This is a genomic window from Clostridioides sp. ZZV14-6009, from assembly GCF_020658095.1.
Lineage (GTDB): Bacteria > Bacillota > Clostridia > Peptostreptococcales > Peptostreptococcaceae > Clostridioides.
Genome location: NZ_JAGWDG010000002.1, coordinates 369,685 through 388,939 on the forward strand (window position 1 = coordinate 369,685; position 19,255 = coordinate 388,939).

Consider the following 19,255-nt stretch of genomic DNA (forward strand, 5'->3'; position numbering starts at 1 on the left):
ACCTCTTAAAGTTTATTTAAACTTATTTTCTCACAATTAACTTTTTTTATTCTAAATGCCTAGATATACCTTGACCTAAATTTTTTTTCTTTTCAAGCTTTTTAAAATAACCTTCTAAAACACCTTTATTAGATGCATTTTCTATTATTTCAAAGGCATCTTCATAATTCATTCCATATTCTCCTGCTATTTCCATCTTAGTTTGTTTTAAAGCTTTTCTAGCATTTTGTTTTGAAATATTATCCATAAATATCCTCCTATTAATAAAATTTATATATAAGTAGTTTTTACTAATAAAAGATTGTTATAATTGGTATTTTATGTAATATGTAAATTTTTCAATATTAAAAAGACCCCTTGTAATTCTTAAGATGATATCAATTTAATTTTTTGATATCATTTTAAAAATTACAAGAGGTCTACTTTTCAATTTTATAAACTTTATATCCTATACTTCCATTATTATAGGAAGTATCATTGGATTTCGCTTAGTTTTTTGATATAAATATTCTTTTAGGTTTTCTTTAATGTTATTCTTTAAATAAGCCCATTCTTTAATATTTTTCTCTTCACACTCGTTTAGAACGTTTTTGATTATATCCTTTGCTCCATCCATTAAATCTTCAGACTCTCTTACATACACAAAGCCTCTAGATATTATATCTGGACCTGCTAAAACTTTACCTTCATCTTTAGAAATAGTTACTACAACTATCATAAGACCATCTTCTGATAAATGCTTTCTATCTCTTAAGACTATATTACCTACATCTCCTACACCTAATCCATCAACTAGTATGTTTCCTGTTTGTATACGATTTGCTACTTTAGCAGAGTTCTTATCTAACTCTAAAACATCTCCTGTTTGCATGACAAAAATATTTTCCTTGTCCATACCAAGTTGTTCAGCTATTTCAGCATGTCTTTTTAACATTCTATATTCACCATGAGCTGGCATAAAAAACTTTGGTCTAACTAATGCATGTATAAGCTTTAATTCTTCTTGACAGGCATGTCCAGAAACGTGTATATCCGCTATATCACTATATACTACTTCTGCTCCTTTTTCAAATAAGAAGTTTATTACTCTTGATATTAATTTTTCATTTCCTGGTATTGGATGAGCGGATATTATCACTAAATCGCCACTCTTTATTTCTACTTTTTTGTGCTCTGAAAAAGCCATTCTAGCAAGAGCTGACATAGGTTCACCTTGTGAACCAGTCGTTATTATCACTAACTCGCCATCTTCATACTTGTATATATCATTTAAATCTATTAGCATATCATCAGAAATATCTAAATATCCTAATTCCTTGGCAACTCCAACTACATTTACCATTGAACGACCTGATATAGCAACCTTCCTATTAAACTTTTCAGCGGTATTTATTATTTGTTGTAATCTGTGTATGTTAGATGCAAACGTAGCAACTATAATTCTTCTACCATTTCCCTTTGCAAATAACTCATCAAGACCTACTCCAACAGTTTTTTCAGACATAGTAAATCCTGGTTTTTCTGCATTAGTACTATCTGCTAACATTAAAAGAACTCCTTTTTTGCTTAACTCACAGATTCTATGCATATCCATAACATCACCATCAATTGGAGTTAAATCAATCTTAAAGTCTCCTGTATGGTATATTATCCCTTGGTCTGTGTGTACTGCAATAGAGTAAGCATCTGGTATACTATGGTTATTTTTCAAAAACTCTACTTCCATATTATCAAGCTTTATAACTTGTCTTGGAGTTATGACATTTAACTTAACATTATTCATCTTATGTTCTTTCAATTTTACTTGTATAAGACCTATACTAAGTCTCGCTCCATATACAGGAACATTTATCTTTTTTAGTATATATGGAAGAGCTCCTATATGGTCTTCATGTCCATGTGTAATAAATATACCCTTTATTTTATCCCTGTTTTTGACTAAATAAGTTATGTCTGGTATAACTATATCTACCCCTAACATTTCATCTTCTGGAAAACTAAGTCCAGCATCTATAACAATTATTTCATCTTTATACTCAACAACAGTCATATTTTTTCCAACTTCGTTAAGTCCACCTAAAGCCATTACCTTTATCTTGTTGGTGTTCTTTTTGAACAATTGCATCATCTCCTTCTGTCTATTTAATTTTTTAACACGTTCTACAATCTTAAATAATATCAAATCACGCACTCGCTACCAGTTATTCTTATTGTACCATAATTCGTATCATATTTTAAGCTATATTTAAAATACATTTAACGTATTATTTTGACAAACCTATTTTATTTTGATATCCTCTAAATATTATATGATTTAATATCTGATATTTTAGGAGGATTTATGCGTGGTAAAACTCATTGTGCAATAGGAATTTTAACAGCTATCCAGACATCTTTAATTTTTAAAATTCCTATATCTCTAGTAGATATTTTAGTTTCAGCTACTTTTGCAGTACTGCCCGATTTGGATAAATCTAATTCTATGGTCTCAAATTTCATTCTAAAAAACAATATATCCAAATACATATATAGAATTTTTATATACGCTATTAATATTATTATTTTCTTTATTTCAATAAATATAAATGATAATTTTTATTTAAGTGCAATAATTACATTTGTTGCAATTATAATTATTGAGGCAAAACTAACCCATACATTTCTGAGAAAAATCTTTCTATCATTAATATTTATACTATTAGCTATATGCTTATACATCGTAGAAGTTGAAATATATTTTATAATTTTTTGTCTAATGTTGTCAATTTTCCCCTGGCTAAAGCACAGAAGCTTTTCTCATAGTATATTTGCAACCATCATAATATATTTTTTACTAAAACAAATAGAATTAATCACTAGTATTAATAATTTATCTTTTTATGGAACACTTGGCTATGCAAGCCATATGTTTTTAGGGGATTTATTTACAAAACAAGGAATACCACTTTTTTATCCACTAAGTGAAAAAAAGATTTCCTTAGGATTTTTAACAGTCGGAGGACCATTTAGTAATTTTATAGAAAAATCATTTATTTTCATACTTATAGGATTAATTATATTTTCAATATTAAAATTATAAAAAGCTTTAAAGCTATTTATCTTTATACTATATATCCAAATTTATAATAAAAAATGGAAGAATAGCATAGAATATAAAAGTTCTATACTATTCTTCCATCGACATTAAATTACAGAAGAACTATTCTTCTGAATCACTTATTTTATTACACTCATCACATAATCCATAAAATTTAACATCATGATCAAGTATTTTAAATTTGTACAATGATTGTATTTCTTTTTCTATATTGTCTAAAAGGTCTTCTTTAGCTTCCATTATCTTTCCACAATTTTTACAAATAAGATGATGATGATTATGACAGTCTTCTTTATGTAGACTAATCTCATATCTTATACACCCATCATCTAAGTTTAGTTTTGATATTAATCCTATTTCGTCTAATAACTGCATTGTTCTGTATACAGTAGCTAGACCTATTTCAGGACAGTCAACCCTAACTAAATCATAGATTTCTTCACTACTTAAATGTGAATGGTCATGTTGAAGCAATATCTCAACTATTGCTCTTCTTTGTGGCGTAATCTTAAAACCAGTTTCTTTTAACTTGTCTTTTAATAAATCCATTGTGTTTGCCATAACATCACCCTTACTATTTTCAATTGATAATCTTTATTAAGTAATATTGTAATTGATAATTCTTTTTTTGTCAAGACATTTGAAAAAATTTAATTTCTTCTCATAATATAAATATATACCCATAAAAGATATATTATTCACCAAAATCTATAAATTTTTTAATAAAAAATAAAAAAACAGATATATACTATAAATACTTTTTACAATTAATAATTCTTAATTAAAGTAAATACAGTAAAATACCTGATTTTTTATATACAAACTTAATTATTTACCTAGTTAAGTCCATTTGATTCATCTTCATCGTAATTTAAACCTTCTTCTTCCATTATAGCAGTATATACAGCTACAACAGTTTCATACTCTTCATCACTTTCTAAAGGTATTAGTATTTCTCCTTCTTCATCTTCATCAATTCTAAATATTAAAGCTTCTTCAGCCTCTTCATCATCTAAAGGCATTAATATTGCATATTCTTTTCCTTCTGCTTCTAATGTTAATATTATTTCAAATTGGCTTTCTACACCATTTTCATCAATTAAATTTATTATATTTTCTTCCATAATGTCATTCACCTCAAATTTATTTTTATTTTTATTATTTATATTATATATCATAAGTATTCAATTTTATAGTTCTTTTATGAATTTCTTTTAAAATCTAAATATCCTTGTAAAATTATTACTGCTGCTAACATATCTATAACCTTTTTTCTTTTTTGTCTGCTAACATCTGCTTCTAACAAAGACCTCTCTGCTGCTACTGTAGAAAGTCTCTCATCCCAAAAATCTACATCAATTCCTGTTTCTTCTTTCAATAATTCACAAAACTTAATTACCTTTTCTCCTTGTGGTCCTAAAGTACCATTCATATTTTTTGGTAATCCTGACACAATTTTATTTACTTGTTTTTCTTTTATTATAGCTTTTAATTCTTCAATATCCTTCTTCTTGCCAACTCTTCTTACCGTTTTTATACCTTGTGCAGTTAATCCCATTAAATCACTTACAGCAACTCCAATAGTTTTATCTCCAACATCAAGACCCATTATTCTTCCATCTAACATATTTTCTCCTTTTATTTACCTTATTTTATAAACCATATACATTTCATTAATTACAAAAATTGCAATATGAATTTTTGATGTAAGCTGTTTGGTTTACATTAATAATCATATTGCAATTTTTTATTCAAAGCATATATGCATTAAAAAATTTTTAGTTATTTTTTTCAAATATTATCATGTTTATGCTTATTATTATAAGTGGTATAAGTATATATATAGATGCTGTAGATGCAGCAACTATACCAGAATCATTAACTAAAAGAGTAATTATACAACCAACCATAGATGCAATGAATCCTTTGAACAAAATTGGGAAATTATTCATTATCTTTCTAAAATGTCTAGATGGTTTAAATATAAGTACTGCAATCACACCAATTCCCACAAGTAAAATATTTACCCATACACTTGTCTGTGCTAATTGCATATTCATTTGAATTTTTCTTCCAAATGTCTGTAATATCTCCCCTGGTCCATTTAAGAAAATTCGTTGTACAAACATCCCTAAATGAGATTCACTACCAGAGATTATATCTAGAGCTGCAAATGCACAAACAACAATTACAGCTGAAATAGCTAATAATGCAATTTTTTTAATGTCTAGTTTAACATCATATATAAGCATTATAAACAACAAATATGCTACACATTCTGATATCGCTCCACCAACATTTGCCCCCATAGAAGGATATGCACTAGTTATAAGTATTATTAATGAAAATATTACAACAAGTGGCTTAGAAACCTTCTTGTAATGTAATAAAACTGCTAAACCAAATACTGCACTTGCTATGGTTACACCTTCATACTCATTTCCTACACCATAGTATCTGGCACCAATAACAGCATCATAACTCATTATATTATTTTGCATTAAGTACGTTCCAAATACAGAATCTATAACTATTACTAAAATAGTCAGTGTTGCAAAAAATCCCATATGTTTTATATCATTGTCTTTAAATAACTTTCGACCTAATAAGTATAACACTAGTGTAGTTACAAATATGCCCAAAGATATTGTGATTGGGGTCTTAAAATTCATTAAAGGAGCCAACATAAATGACAGAGGCATTATTATACCCAATTTTATAAACTCCTTAAGTACTTTGAATACACGCTCTTTATGTGGCATATAATTCCTAAAGAATATTGCAAACATTGCAATTACCCAAGAAGCAGATATTACACCTACAAATCCATTTATGATACTTGACCTTATAGATGATATAGATACTATCTTTTTATAAAGTGATTGTAGGTAATTAGCATTATCTTCTCTGTCAACCAAAGTATAACTTCTACCTACCATTTCATCATTTTTAAGACCAAATTCATTTAATATGTCCACTCCAACATCTAAGTTTGCAACAATACCAGCTTTTCTTGTTGTAGCAGACTCCAATAGACCTTTTCCTTCTCCATTAAATTTTATTATTGGAGAAAGTCTTCTCTTATTTTTATAATCTAAATCACTTGGAAAAGCACTTGATATATAAACAGTATCATTTTCTCCAACCATAGAAAATACTTCTTTAAGGTATTTATCTATATTTTTTACAATATTTTTCTTCATTGCAGCATAAGTATTATCATTTAGATTCAATCTATACATATCTAATCTATATGTATCTCCAAGCTCTACAAATATAGCATCACTATTTTTATAAGACTTTTTAGTTTCATCTAATAACTTATTGTAGTCCGTAGCTATTCCAAACGGCATCTTAGAATCTTTTTTATTAATATCATCAATATTACCAGAATCAATTCTTCCATATTGATCCATAGCAACTAAACATAAATTTCTATTTTTAACCAATTGATTATTTTCAATTATATCAGCATTTCCAATTACTGAGGTTTTTAGCCCATTTTCTGATAAAGTTTTTCCTAATGAACCTAAGCTTGCTCCATATTCTCCATACTCTAGATTTTCATTTATTGACCTATTAATACTTAAATTATTTATCTCTTTAGCTTTTTGACCTGTTGCAACTTCAAAAGTTTTAGCAGTATCTTGGTCTACTTTTTGAAAATTGATATAGTCTTCAGTAGTTACATCAGCTCTTGTTCCTGCACCCATACTAGCATAAGACCTTCTATCATCAGTACCTTGATCCCCTCTTATATTCATAAGAGCTATATGGCCTCTTTTTTCTAGCTCACTCTTTAAGATTGGAACCTTCAACATACTTCCAAGATTGGTCCTATTCATATCAATAAATATGACTTTGCCCTTTTCTTCAGCAGAACTGTAGCTAGCAATTGATACAAAAATCATAATAACTACTGCCAACAATGACATAATCTTTTTTCTCATTTATTTGACCTACTTTCTATTCAGATAGTGCGTGATTACTTCTTCAAGTATCTCATCTCTTTCAAATTTTTTAATTATAGCTCTTGCATTTTTATGACTAGTTATATAACTAGAATCACCAGAAAGGAGATACCCTATAATTTGATTTATAGGGTTATATCCTTTTTCAACTAGTGCTTTATATACAAAATCTATTGTGTCTCCCACACTCATTCTATCTTCTGGTATTCCTTCAAATTTCATAGTATAGTCTAAATCTTTTTCCAAACTAAAACCCTCCTTAAGTGAATGTTATTTAACTTGTGTCTTAATAACCTCACTTGCATAGCTTAGAGCTTGGTCAACCTTAGATATGTCACTAGCTCCTGCCTGTGCCATATTAGGTCTTCCTCCACCTTTTCCTCCAGCTATTTTTGCAACTTCTCTAACTATATTACCTGAATGTATTCCTTTATCTAATACATCTTTAGTAGCAGTAACTACAAAGTTAACTTTATCATCTACTATATTTGCCAATACTACTACACCAGATCCAAGCTTATCTCTTAAATTATCTGCTGTTTCTCTTAGTGTATCCATATCCATACCTTCAAATTTATTAGTTATTAAGTTAACTCCATTTACTTCAAGCTTAGAATCAAAAATAGAATCAGCCGATTGTAAACTCATTTTAGTCTTTATATCATGTAATTCTTTAGATAAATTTTTATTTTCTTCTAATAAAGAACTTATTCTTTGAATTAAATTATCTTCTTTAGATTTTAAATTTACACAAACTTCAGATATAATTCCTTCTTTTTCTTTTAAGTATTCATAAACAGCTTTTCCTGTTATTGCTTCTATTCTTCTTACTCCTGCTGCTACTCCACCTTCAGACAAGATTTTAAACATTCCTATTTGAGAAGTATTTGTCAAGTGAGTTCCTCCACAAAGTTCTGTAGAATAATCTCCCATAGAAACTACTCTTACTTCATCACCATATTTTTCACCAAATAGTGCTGTAGCTCCTTTTTCTTTTGCTTCTTTTATATTCATAATATCACATTTTATGTCTAAAGATGATAAAATAACATTATTTACTTTTTCTTCTATCACTTTTAATTCTTCATTTGATATAGCTTCAAAATGAGTAATATCAAATCTTAATCTATCTGGAGTAACTAAAGAACCAGCTTGATTAACATGCTCTCCTAATACTTCTTTTAATGCCTTATGAAGTAAATGTGTAGCACTATGGTTTCTTGCAGCAGACATTCTAACATCTCTATCTACTAATGTCTTTACTCTATCTCCATTGCTTATTTTTCCTGATTTTATTATACCTATATGTTTTATACTATTATTAGCACCTTTTTTAGTATTTAATACTTCCACTACTAAATTTTCATTAGTTATTAATCCACAATCACCAACTTGTCCTCCACCTTCAGGATAGAAAGTGGTATTGTCTAGTACTATGGATACTTTATCACCTTCTTTTGCATTTTGAACTAACTCATCATCTTTAACTATAGCTTCAATAGTTCCTTCACCATATAATTCACTATATCCATTAAACATACTATCTATAGTAGATTCTAATTTTGATAGAGGGTCTTCCTTCCAACTTTCTCCATCCATATTTCCTCTAGCATTTCTAGCTCTTTCTTTTTGTTTTTCCATTTCTTCATTGAAAGACTCTTCATCTACAGATAAATGTTCTTCTTCTAAAATTTCTTTAGTTAAGTCTATAGGGAATCCATAAGTATCATACAGTTTAAAGGCTTCTTGACCACTTAAAACAGCTTTTCCTTCATTCTTTAATACTTCTATATATGAGTTCAATATTTCTGTTCCTTGGTCTATAGTTTCATTGAATTTTTCTTCTTCTATTCCAACAACCTTTTTAATATAACTTTCTTTTTCAACTAAAACTGGATATGCTTTATCATTTACCTTTATAACTTCATCTATTAGTTTTTGTAAGAATAATTCTTTTACACCTAATAGTTTACCATGACGAGCAGCACGTCTAAGAAGTCTTCTAAGAACATAGCCTCTTCCTTCATTTGATGGAAGTACTCCATCACTAACTAAAAATGTTACAGCTCTTATGTGGTCAGTTATTATTCTTATTGATATATCATTTTTTGGATTTTCTCCATATTTTACTCCTGTTAACTTTTCAACTGCTTCTAATATAGACTTAATCGTATCTACTTCAAAGATAGTATCCACACCTTGCATGATACATCCCATTCTTTCAAGACCCATACCTGTATCTATATTTTTACTTTCTAATAGACTGTAGTTTCCTTCTTCATCTCTATCAAACTGAGTAAATACATGGTTCCAGAATTCTAGGTAACGGTCACAATCACAGCCTGGTTTACAGTCTGGATTATCACATCCATATTCTTCTCCTCTATCAAAATATATTTCTGAACAAGGACCACAAGGACCTGTACCTATCTCCCAGAAGTTATCATCTTTACCAAGTCTAACCATTCTATCTTCTGGGAAATTCATTTCTTTTGCCCATATATCATAAGAGTCATCATCTTCTTCATATACAGTTACCCATATTTTATCTTCTGGTATACTTAGCCATTCTGTGATAAATTCCCATCCCCATTTAATTGATTCTCTTTTAAAGTAATCTCCAAATGAGAAGTTACCCATCATTTCAAAGAAAGTAGCATGTCTTGCAGTTATACCTACATTTTCTATATCTCCTGTTCTTATACATTTTTGAGATGTACACATTCTTAAACTTGGAGGTACTTCTACACCTGAAAAATAGTTTTTTAAAGGTGCCATACCTGAGTTTATAAGCAATAAACTCTTGTCATTGTTTGGTACTAAAGAATAGCTGTCTGCTACATAGTGACCTTTTGACTCAAAAAATTCTAAAAACTTACTTCTTATCTCGTTTAGTCCCATCTTTTCCATATTATGTTCCTCCTAATAAATTATATTTTTTCGTTTAAATAAAAAACCTCGTCCCTATAAATAAATTTATAGGGGCGAGGACAATCGCGGTACCACCCTAATTATCATAAAAAATTATGATATCTTCGGAAAACCTTAGCTATAACGTAACTACCGTCAATCTCTACTTAAATCTACCTTTTAATTCAAGGTACATTGTTCAAAATTGCTACTAAAAGGCTGCTTCAAATATTTTATTCTAAGGGCTTTCAGCATGTTCCCTCTCTCTGTAAGACATCAAATACTTTACTATTCCTTATCACTGTATTTATTTTTAATTAATATAATAATTATATTACTAAATTTTACAAAATTAATCAATACTATATTTTCATATACAATAAATTTATTTTATAAACTTTGTTTTAGATTTATAGACTATATTACTTATTTTATAAGTTTCTTAGAGATTTTTATAAACTTTTCTCTATTATTCCTCCACCTACGACAATATCTCCATCGTACATTACAACAGATTGACCTTTTGTAATAGCCCTTTGAGCTTCATCAAATACTATTTTAATAGTATTTTCTCCTACCTTATAAATAGTAGCTGGCGATGGTTTTGCTGAGTATCTTATTTTGGCTTGAACTCTTAATGGTTCTTCTAATTTATCTATTGATATAAAGTTAACATCTTTTGCAATAAGTTCTTTTTTAAATAATTCTTCATTGTCTCCAAGAACGATAGTATTATTTATTGGATTTATATCTACTACAAACATTGGCTTGCCAAAAGTAATTCCAAGACCTTTTCTTTGTCCTATTGTATAGTATAGTATACCTTTATGTTTTCCAAGTATATTTCCTTTAGTATCTACAAAAAAACCTTCTTCAATACGCTTTTCAGAATGTTTTTTTACATAATTTGCATAGTCATTATCTTTAACAAAACAAATTTCTTGACTATCAGGTTTATTGTGAACTGCCATTCCCATTTCTTTAGCAATTTCTCTTACTCTGTCCTTTTCATAATCACCTATTGGTAGTAGTGTATGTTTTAATTGTTCTTGTGTAAGATTATAAAGTGCATAAGTCTGGTCTTTTTTATCTGTAACAGATTTTTTTAATAAATATCTTCCTGTATCTTCATCTTTTTCTATTTTTGCATAGTGACCTGTAGCCACATAATCGCACCCTATTTGTCTAGCTCTTTTATAAAAATCATCAAATTTTATATGTTTATTGCAAGCTATACAAGGATTAGGAGTTTTTCCTTCTAAATATTCATCTATAAAATAATCTATTACTTTTTCTTTAAATACTTCTCTAAAATTTAGAACATAAAATGGTATTCCTATTTTATTTGCCACTCTTCTAGCATCTTCAACTGCTGATAAAGAGCAACAACCACCTTCATTTTCAACTTCGTCATCGTCTTGCCATAATTTCATAGTAACACCAATGACATCATATCCTTGTTGTTTTAAAATATATGCAGCTACAGAGCTATCCACTCCACCACTCATACCTATCATTACTTTTTTATTCATAAACAAATTTCACCTCATCTTTTGCATTACTTATTATTATACCATATAGAGCAAGCATTGTATTTATTTAAAATATAGCTTGCTCTATTTTCTAAAAAAAATAATGTTATTAAGTAATTTTAAAAGATTTAAGAATGATTTTATATTTATTTAACTACTACTACTGACGCTGTTGTTTCTGTTATTATATTATTAGAATTACTAACATCAACTAGTTCTATTTTCACCTTATAAGTACCTTCTTTATTTCCAACTAGATAAACAGGTGTTGTTGCATCTTGTAATAAAAAACCTTCCATTGGTCCCCATCCTGTTTTTACTATGTTAAACCAATTTTCGTTGCTATCTTTAGCAATTAGTTGTATTCCATCTAAATCTGCTGAATCATCTTCTGGTTTTATTTGAACTCTTACATTGTTATAATCATTTTTGCCTTTATTTAGTGTAATATCTACAGGTGTTCTACCCTCTACACTTTCAAATTTAGGTATGCTACCATTTTCACCCTCATCTATTTTATTTTCTTCCGTTATATTAGCTATATCATTATTTTCATTTATAGTGATAGAAGCTTTACCCCAAGTAGCAATTTTTGAATCTTGTGATAATGTACAATCCCCATATCCATTAACAATCACTTTATCTTTATCATAGTTATCAGTTTTTATTGGAGTATATTCACTTATCTTGCAATCACCTATTAAATCTAGTCTTGCATTAGTTTCATTTACAATTCCATCATCTTTTACATATTCTACATTGACTCCATACCATCCGTTTCCACTTGTTACAAGGTTTGAAGCTATTACTGCTGAACCATTTACTATTAAACCTGCTCCTTTATTATTATTTAAAGTTACATTGTTTAATTCAACATTTTGTGATAAATAAACATGCATTCCTGATTTGTTTAATTTATCTGAATCTAAGCCTGTTACTTTTAGATTGTTTATTTTTACACCATCTTTTCTGTCTATTGTTACTATATTTTCGTAGCCTGGTTTAGTATCAGTAAATTCTACAGCTTTTTTCAATTCAGCATCATTAATACCATTTATAATTATTTTTTTATCTATAACAACTGGCTTTTTAACATCTATTTGTCCACTTATTTCCCACACTTGACCATCTTCTTGTAAAGCAAGTGCTTTTTCTAATGTATCGGTATCAGTAACCTTTATTGTCTCCACTTTAACAGGTTCAGATACTGTTACTGTAATACTTGGAATTGATACTCCTTCTGCAAGCTTATATCCACTTGATAAGCTTGCACTAAATATATACTTTCCTGCTACTTGGCTAGCATATTCTGGTGTACTTTTCCAAGTTACTCCTACTTTTGTATTCGCTACTCCAGACACAGTTGCTGATAACTCTTTTGGTAAGTTTAATTTACTTAATTCCGTTCCATTTTCTACATTTTGTACTTTTATTGAATTATCAAGTGCTGTTATTGATGTTATCAGTTTATCTTTTACAGATGAACCACCACTTGAACTTCCTCCACTTGATGAAGAGCCTCCAGATGAACTTCCACCTGGTTTAGTGCCATCTACACTTGGAGTCTGAGAACCTTCTACTTTGTCAGTTATTGTTCCTTCATTTTTTATATTTGTTCCTGTAGCATCATTTTTTATGTTTGTTATTTTTCCATTGTTTTTAACTACAACATTGCTAGAATTATTTTGTATTTCTACTTTTTCTATTTTTGCTCCACTTTCATTTATTATTGTTCCACCTTTACTATCCTTAACCAAAACTTTATTTATTGTACCTTTATTTACTATATCTGCATTTGGAGCAGTTACTACTATTGTACCTGTATATGTACCATTTAAATTTACAGAAATTGAATTATTTGTACTCAATGACAAATCATTTGACATAGTTCCTGATGGCTTAATATTTATAACATCATTTGCATCCGCTTTAGCTAAAGCTATTTTTAACTCTTCTACATTTTTAACTTCATATGTTGTTGTAGATTGTGATTTTTTTATCTCAGAGAAAGCAGTCTCATTGCCTGAACCACCAACTTGTGTAACTGTTTTTAAGCTCTTAGTATTTAATACTTTTTCTTGTTCTTTATTTAATTTATTTCCAACTAAAACTACTGGTGAATTATTTTTTGCCGCCAATGAACCCACTGCTAATGAATCTATAAGGTCTCCTTGTTTATTCATACCATCTTTTGTTATATACGCATTTTTCAGCTCTTTTGAACTATATAATCCACTTATAACAGCCGCATTAGTTTCATTTCTATCATTTCCTGATAATCTCTTAGGACTAGGTAAAGTATTTTTTGTAACTTCCGAAATTGACTGCACTCCTCCTATTACATAAGATGTCTTTATACCTTTATCTTTTATAAATTGACTTGATTGTTTTATTCCATCTTTTGGACTAGAAAGAATTATTGGCATTTTATTTTGAGCTGCAATAGCTCCTACACTTACTGCATCAGCAAGACCTTTTTCTCCATTAACTACAACTATCTCTGAAATATTACTACTTGCTTTTCTTCCAAGAGACTCATCTAATTTTTTAGCTATTTCTAAAGAAGTTTGATATCTGTCATTTCCTGAGATTCTTTCTGTATCAATTTTTAATGATTTTAATTGTGTCTCTACCTCTGAACCTAAAGTTTTTGTCCCACCTATTAAATATACTTTTTCTGCTTTTAACCTTATTATTTCTGCTTTAGTCCTATCATCTAATTTATTATTTTGTGTCAAAAGAATTGGTGCATTTTTAGAACCAGCAAAAGGAGTTGCAGTCAATGCATCTACTATAGTATTGTCATTAACTAATATTACATTTTTAGATGTATCCCATCCTTTTTTACTTATTTGTATAGCAGTTTCCCATCGACCTGAACATTTAAGTGTATCACTGTTTGTTTGAGCACTTGACATGCCTGCTGTCGCACTGCTAACTACTAATGATATAGTAAGTATTGCTGCTATCCTCTTTGGTATTTTCATAACTGTTCCCCCTAATATTGTATTTAGTTGAAATGTGCCTTTTTAAAGAAAAATAGCATTTTTAAGTAAAATTTTTTAAAAGTATATTTGTATATGAAATCCTTGTAAACAATTGATTTGTTGAGATTTTTTATATTTTTTAATGTTTAAATATTATGGATGTGTATATTTTTTTATTATTTGATTGATTTTCAAAACGGGCTAGAATGGTAGTTTGTACAATAAAAAATAGCCGTTTTCTTTAAAACGGCTATTTTTCATCTTACTATACTATTATACACTTTTTTAAAATAATTTTAAACTTTTTTTGGAAAATTATTCCTTATTTTATTCTTCTTCCTGAACATCATGGTCATGAGCATCATCTATAACATATCCATCTAATTCTGGTATATGGATATTATTCTTTTTAGCATAGTCTATAAGTGCTGCTTTTACAGCTTGTTCTGCTAAAACTGAACAGTGCATTTTTACTGGTGGTAAACCATCTAAAGCTTCAGCAACAGCTTTATTTGTAAGGTCTAATGCATCTTTTATAGTTCTTCCTTTTATCATTTCAGTTGCCATAGAAGAACTTGCTATAGCTGAACCACAGCCAAATGTTTTAAACTTAACATCTTTTATTATGTCTCCTTCTATGTCTAAAAATATCTTCATTATATCTCCACATGTAGGATTTCCAACTTCACCTACACCACTTGCATCTTCAATTTCTCCCATATTTCTTGGGTTCATAAAATGTTCCATAACTTTATCACTATATTGCATTGTTTTTTCCTCCTACATTAATTTATGCCTACTTTTTGTGTCTTATCTTCTTTGTCTATTTTACTAAGCCTTGTTTCTTTGCATCATCGTAAAGTGGTGACATACTTCTAAGTCTTTCTATAACTTTTGGCAAATTCTCTAATATATAATCTATATCATCATCTGTTGTAAAATCTCCAACTGTAAGTCTCAATGAACCATGTGCTATTTCATGTGGTAAACCTATTGCAAGAAGTACATGTGAAGGGTCTAATGAACCAGAAGTACATGCAGAACCACTTGAACCAGCAATTCCTAACATATCTAATAATAAAAGTATTCCTTCACCTTCTATAAATTGGAATGCAAAGTTTGCATTTCCTGGCAATCTATTTTCTAAACTACCATTTATTCTTGTATAAGGTATTCTTTCTAAAACACCATCTATTAACTTATTTCTAAGACGAGTTAAAGTCTCAACATGGTTTTGCATATTTGCTTTAGCTAATTCTGCTGCCTTTCCATATCCAACTATTGCAGGTATATTTTCTGTACCTGCTCTTTTGCTTTTTTCTTGTGCTCCACCATGAACAAAGTTATGAAGTCTTACACCTTTTCTTATGTATAAAGCTCCAACACCTTTTGGTCCATATATTTTATGTGAAGACATACTCATTAAATCTATTCCTAGTTCTTTAACATCTACTGGAATATTACCTGAAGCTTGTACTGCATCAGTATGGAATAATATATTGTGTTTTTTAGCTATTTCAGATATTTCTTTAATAGGTTGTATAGTTCCTATTTCATTATTTGCGAACATTATACTTATTAGTATAGTAGTATCTTTTATTGAATCTTCTAATTGTTTTAAATCAATTTTTCCTTCGCTATCAACATCTAAATAAGTTATTTCAAATCCATGATGTTTTGCTAAATATTCACATGTATGAAGTATCGCATGGTGTTCTATTTTTGAAGTTATTATATGATTACCTTTATTTTTATTAGCATAAGCTACACCCTCTAATGTCCAGTTATCACTTTCTGAACCACCTGCTGTAAAATATATTTCACTAGGTTCAGCATTTATAAGGGCTGCTACTTGTTCTCTTGCTTTATCTAAAGCATCTTTTGCTTCTCTTCCGAATGTGTGAAAACTAGATGCATTACCAAAATAATCAGTTAGGTATGGCATCATTGCATCTAATACTTCTTTTTTAACAGGTGTTGTTGCAGAATAATCCATATACAATCTTCTTTTTTCCATTACATTCATCTCCAAATCTATTTTATAGTTATATTTGTTATATCATTTTCTAATTTATTTTTGTTATAGTCATTTATCATATCTTTAAGAGTAATCGAATCTATAACATCTTCTATACCCTTTTTCATCTTTTCCCAAACTATTTTTGTTACACACATGTTTGAGTTTTCACAGACATCTTCATCTAGTACACAGTCAGATAATGCAACTGGACCTTCCAATACTACAAGTATATCTCCTACTGTTATATCCTCAGCATTTTTTGAGAGCAAATACCCTCCTTGAGCACCTCTTACACTTTTTACTAGACCCGATTTTTTTAAAGATGAAAATATTTGTTCTAAGTACTGGTCCGATATTTTTTGCTTTTTAGCAATAAATTTTAATGACACTGGACCATTATCTTGATTTAATGCTAATTCAAACATTGCCTTTAGTCCATATCTACCTTTAGTAGACAACTTCATACATTATCACCTCTATATAGAAATCTAATTCATACTGTTTTAGTAGGAATTACTTTCAACATAATTTTATTATACCCTACTAATTTTGTCAAGATTAATTTTAATTTTTTTATTTTGAATAAATCCCCCATTTTCCAATGTCTTCAAATCCTAATTTTTTATATATCTTTCCAGCTTCTTCATTATCATAAAACAAACAAGGCATTTTATTCTCTCTTAAAAGTTCTGAACATAGTTTAATTAAACATTTTGTAGCAAGCCCTCTAGCTCTATATTTAGGATGTGTACCTACGCCAATTATCATTGCATGAGTCCTATTTTCTGATGTACTCTTTGCCATTGATACCACTTCTTTGTTAATCTCTATACAATATCCTCTACCTGTTCTTAAACCATTTTTTAAACTATCTAAAGTTGTACTGTGGAATTCATCTATCAAATCATAAAGCCTAACTGTTTTCTTTAGATTTCCAAGTCTAATTCTTTTGACCTTTTCATTACAATGATTATCAACTAAAAATTTTTTAGTTTGAAGCTTACAAAAATCAACTATTTTTAAATTATTAAGTCCTAATCGCTTTGCTAAAGCATCTACAGCACTTATTTTTCCAGAAATTTCTTCGTAATCAGTGTCACAAAGCAATTCATAAAATCCTTCAACATCATACTCTCCATCTGAATAAAACATCATAAATTCAAAGTATTTGAGTAGTACTGCTCTGATTTCACCATTTAAACCTATATCTGCCCATAAATTTAAAAAGTTATTTCCATATCCATATCTTTCAATATCCCCTATTATAAATAAATTGTACTCAGGTTCTTTTTTTAAATATTTCATAACTCTACTATGATAACTTGAGTTAAGTTTTATAATCATAATATCTACCCCCGATACATAAAATTCAACTTAAAAATCGCTATCTAAATACTCTAGATATTTTTTTATATTTTTCTCAGTTTTGTTTTCTTGTGGTATGTAGTAAATACTATCTTTTATGCTATCTGGTAAATACTGTTGTTTTACATAATGATTTTTAAAGTTATGAGGATATTTATATCCACATCCCCTACCTATATCTTTAGAACCAGAGTAATGAGCATCTTTTATACTATTTGGTATGTCTTTAACAAATTCTCTATCTAATTCATCTAATGCTTTCATTATTGCCATACATGCAGAATTAGATTTTGGTGATGTAGCTAAAAGAATAGTAGCTTCTGCTAATGGTATTTTTGCTTCAGGAAATCCAAGTTGCATAGCTGAATCTACACACGCTTTTACAATGACAACTGCATTTGGATAAGCTAAACCTATATCTTCACTAGCTATTACTAAAAGTCTTCTACAGATACTTATTAAATCTCCACCTTTTATAAGTCTTGCTAAATAGTGTATGGATGCCTGTGGGTCACTTCCCCTTATAGATTTTTGAAATGCACTTAAAATATCATAGTGACTATCACCATTTTTATCATAGTTTATAATTTTATTAAATGTAGATTTTTTTACTACATCTGAATCTATATAGATTATGTTATCTTTATTTGGTTTAGTTGAATAAACTACTACTTCTAAAGCATTTAAGGCTCTTCTCATATCTCCATCAGATATAATAGCTATATCCTCAATAGCATCATTATTACATTCAATATCCATATAACTATCTTCATTTAAAACTTCAATTGCCCTTTTTAATCCTTTTTCTATATCTAATTTTTCTAAAGGCTTAAATTCAAATATAGTCGACCTACTTAGAAGAGCTTTATATACATAATGATATGGATTTTCTGTAGTACTAGCAATCAAAGTTATACTACCATTTTCCATAAATTCTAATATCGACTGCTGTTGTTTTTTATTAAAACTTTGTATCTCATCTATATATAGTAAAACCCCATTTATATTATTTATACTTCCAAGTTCTGCTATTACCTTTTTTATATCTTCTAGTGATGAATTAGTGGCATTTATTTTATAAAAATTTTTATTGCTTTTTTCTGCGATAATTTCTGCTACAGTAGTTTTTCCAACACCAGGTGGACCAAAAAATATCATATTTGGTAAAAAATTAGTCTGTAATATCTTAGACAGTATTTTTCCATTACCAATTATATGACTTTGACCTATTACATCATTCATTGTTTTTGGTCTTATTTTATCTGCTAAAGGCATATTCCCACTCCTATTCTAAAAAAAGTATTTAATGATTATTATCCCAATAATCCGTCTAAAAAAGGTATCTATTTGAAATAGATACCTTTTCTAATCAC

Annotated in this window: 16 protein-coding genes and 1 other annotated feature; of the genes, 1 reads left to right on the forward strand and 15 read right to left on the reverse strand. The window is 28.9% G+C overall.

Going from position 1 to position 19,255, the window contains the following annotated elements; all coding sequences use genetic code 11:
* Window positions 1-46 precede the first annotated feature (46 nt).
* Together KGF36_RS05020 and KGF36_RS05025 are read right to left on the reverse strand one after the other, a co-directional pair.
* Complete coding sequence (locus KGF36_RS05020; protein ID WP_227434199.1) at window positions 47-247, reverse strand: CD1290 family small acid-soluble spore protein; 201 nt, start codon at window positions 245-247, stop codon at window positions 47-49.
* A gap of 201 nt (window positions 248-448) precedes the next feature.
* Window positions 449-2,125: a ribonuclease J gene (locus tag KGF36_RS05025; RefSeq protein WP_227827473.1), complete on the reverse strand. Its 1,677-nt coding sequence runs from the start codon at window positions 2,123-2,125 to the stop codon at window positions 449-451.
* A 216-nt stretch (window positions 2,126-2,341) separates the two neighbouring features.
* Between KGF36_RS05025 and KGF36_RS05030 the strand changes: the two genes are divergently transcribed.
* Window positions 2,342-3,079 (forward strand): metal-dependent hydrolase, encoded by a 738-nt coding sequence (locus KGF36_RS05030; protein ID WP_227827181.1) that lies wholly within the window; start codon window positions 2,342-2,344, stop codon window positions 3,077-3,079.
* A gap of 120 nt (window positions 3,080-3,199) precedes the next feature.
* Here KGF36_RS05030 and KGF36_RS05035 read toward each other — a convergent pair whose 3' ends face one another.
* The 13 genes from KGF36_RS05035 to KGF36_RS05095 form a co-directional block, all read right to left on the reverse strand.
* Complete coding sequence (locus tag KGF36_RS05035) at window positions 3,200-3,658, reverse strand: Fur family transcriptional regulator (protein WP_227434196.1); 459 nt, start codon at window positions 3,656-3,658, stop codon at window positions 3,200-3,202.
* 275 nt (window positions 3,659-3,933) lie between these two features.
* On the reverse strand, window positions 3,934-4,221 hold the full coding sequence (locus KGF36_RS05040) for a DUF1292 domain-containing protein (protein WP_009889069.1): 288 nt from the start codon (window positions 4,219-4,221) through the stop codon (window positions 3,934-3,936).
* A gap of 77 nt (window positions 4,222-4,298) precedes the next feature.
* Complete coding sequence (ruvX, locus tag KGF36_RS05045; RefSeq protein WP_227827180.1) at window positions 4,299-4,724, reverse strand: Holliday junction resolvase RuvX; 426 nt, start codon at window positions 4,722-4,724, stop codon at window positions 4,299-4,301.
* A 151-nt stretch (window positions 4,725-4,875) separates the two neighbouring features.
* Window positions 4,876-7,047 (reverse strand): hypothetical protein, encoded by a 2,172-nt coding sequence (locus tag KGF36_RS05050; RefSeq protein WP_227854586.1) that lies wholly within the window; start codon window positions 7,045-7,047, stop codon window positions 4,876-4,878.
* Between the two features lie 9 nt (window positions 7,048-7,056).
* Entirely contained in the window at window positions 7,057-7,314 is a 258-nt protein-coding gene (locus KGF36_RS05055; protein ID WP_003419418.1) for an IreB family regulatory phosphoprotein, read from the reverse strand.
* Between the two features lie 24 nt (window positions 7,315-7,338).
* Window positions 7,339-9,978, reverse strand: a complete 2,640-nt coding sequence (gene alaS, locus KGF36_RS05060) for an alanine--tRNA ligase (RefSeq protein WP_227827178.1) — start codon at window positions 9,976-9,978, stop codon at window positions 7,339-7,341.
* Window positions 9,979-10,045: 67 nt separating this feature from the next.
* Window positions 10,046-10,289: a binding site (T-box leader), on the reverse strand.
* Between the two features lie 141 nt (window positions 10,290-10,430).
* Entirely contained in the window at window positions 10,431-11,510 is a 1,080-nt protein-coding gene (gene mnmA / locus KGF36_RS05065) for a tRNA 2-thiouridine(34) synthase MnmA (protein WP_227854587.1), read from the reverse strand.
* A gap of 146 nt (window positions 11,511-11,656) precedes the next feature.
* Window positions 11,657-14,497, reverse strand: coding sequence for a cell wall-binding repeat-containing protein (locus tag KGF36_RS05070; RefSeq protein ID WP_227854588.1), 2,841 nt, complete (start codon window positions 14,495-14,497; stop codon window positions 11,657-11,659).
* Between the two features lie 327 nt (window positions 14,498-14,824).
* Window positions 14,825-15,265, reverse strand: a complete 441-nt coding sequence (nifU, locus tag KGF36_RS05075; protein ID WP_227827175.1) for a Fe-S cluster assembly scaffold protein NifU — start codon at window positions 15,263-15,265, stop codon at window positions 14,825-14,827.
* Window positions 15,266-15,320: 55 nt separating this feature from the next.
* Window positions 15,321-16,514 carry a cysteine desulfurase NifS gene (gene nifS / locus KGF36_RS05080; protein ID WP_227827174.1) on the reverse strand — a complete coding sequence of 398 codons (1,194 nt, stop codon included), beginning with the start codon at window positions 16,512-16,514 and terminating at the stop codon, window positions 15,321-15,323.
* A 17-nt stretch (window positions 16,515-16,531) separates the two neighbouring features.
* A complete protein-coding gene (locus KGF36_RS05085; RefSeq protein ID WP_227827173.1) occupies window positions 16,532-16,981 on the reverse strand; it encodes an RrF2 family transcriptional regulator in 450 nt (149 codons plus the stop codon).
* Between the two features lie 109 nt (window positions 16,982-17,090).
* The gene (locus KGF36_RS05090) at window positions 17,091-17,861 is read right to left on the reverse strand and encodes a GNAT family N-acetyltransferase (RefSeq protein ID WP_227827172.1); all 771 of its coding nucleotides are present in this window, start codon (window positions 17,859-17,861) and stop codon (window positions 17,091-17,093) included.
* A 30-nt stretch (window positions 17,862-17,891) separates the two neighbouring features.
* Window positions 17,892-19,157, reverse strand: coding sequence for a replication-associated recombination protein A (locus tag KGF36_RS05095; RefSeq protein WP_227827171.1), 1,266 nt, complete (start codon window positions 19,155-19,157; stop codon window positions 17,892-17,894).
* Between the last annotated feature and the right edge of the window lie 98 nt (window positions 19,158-19,255).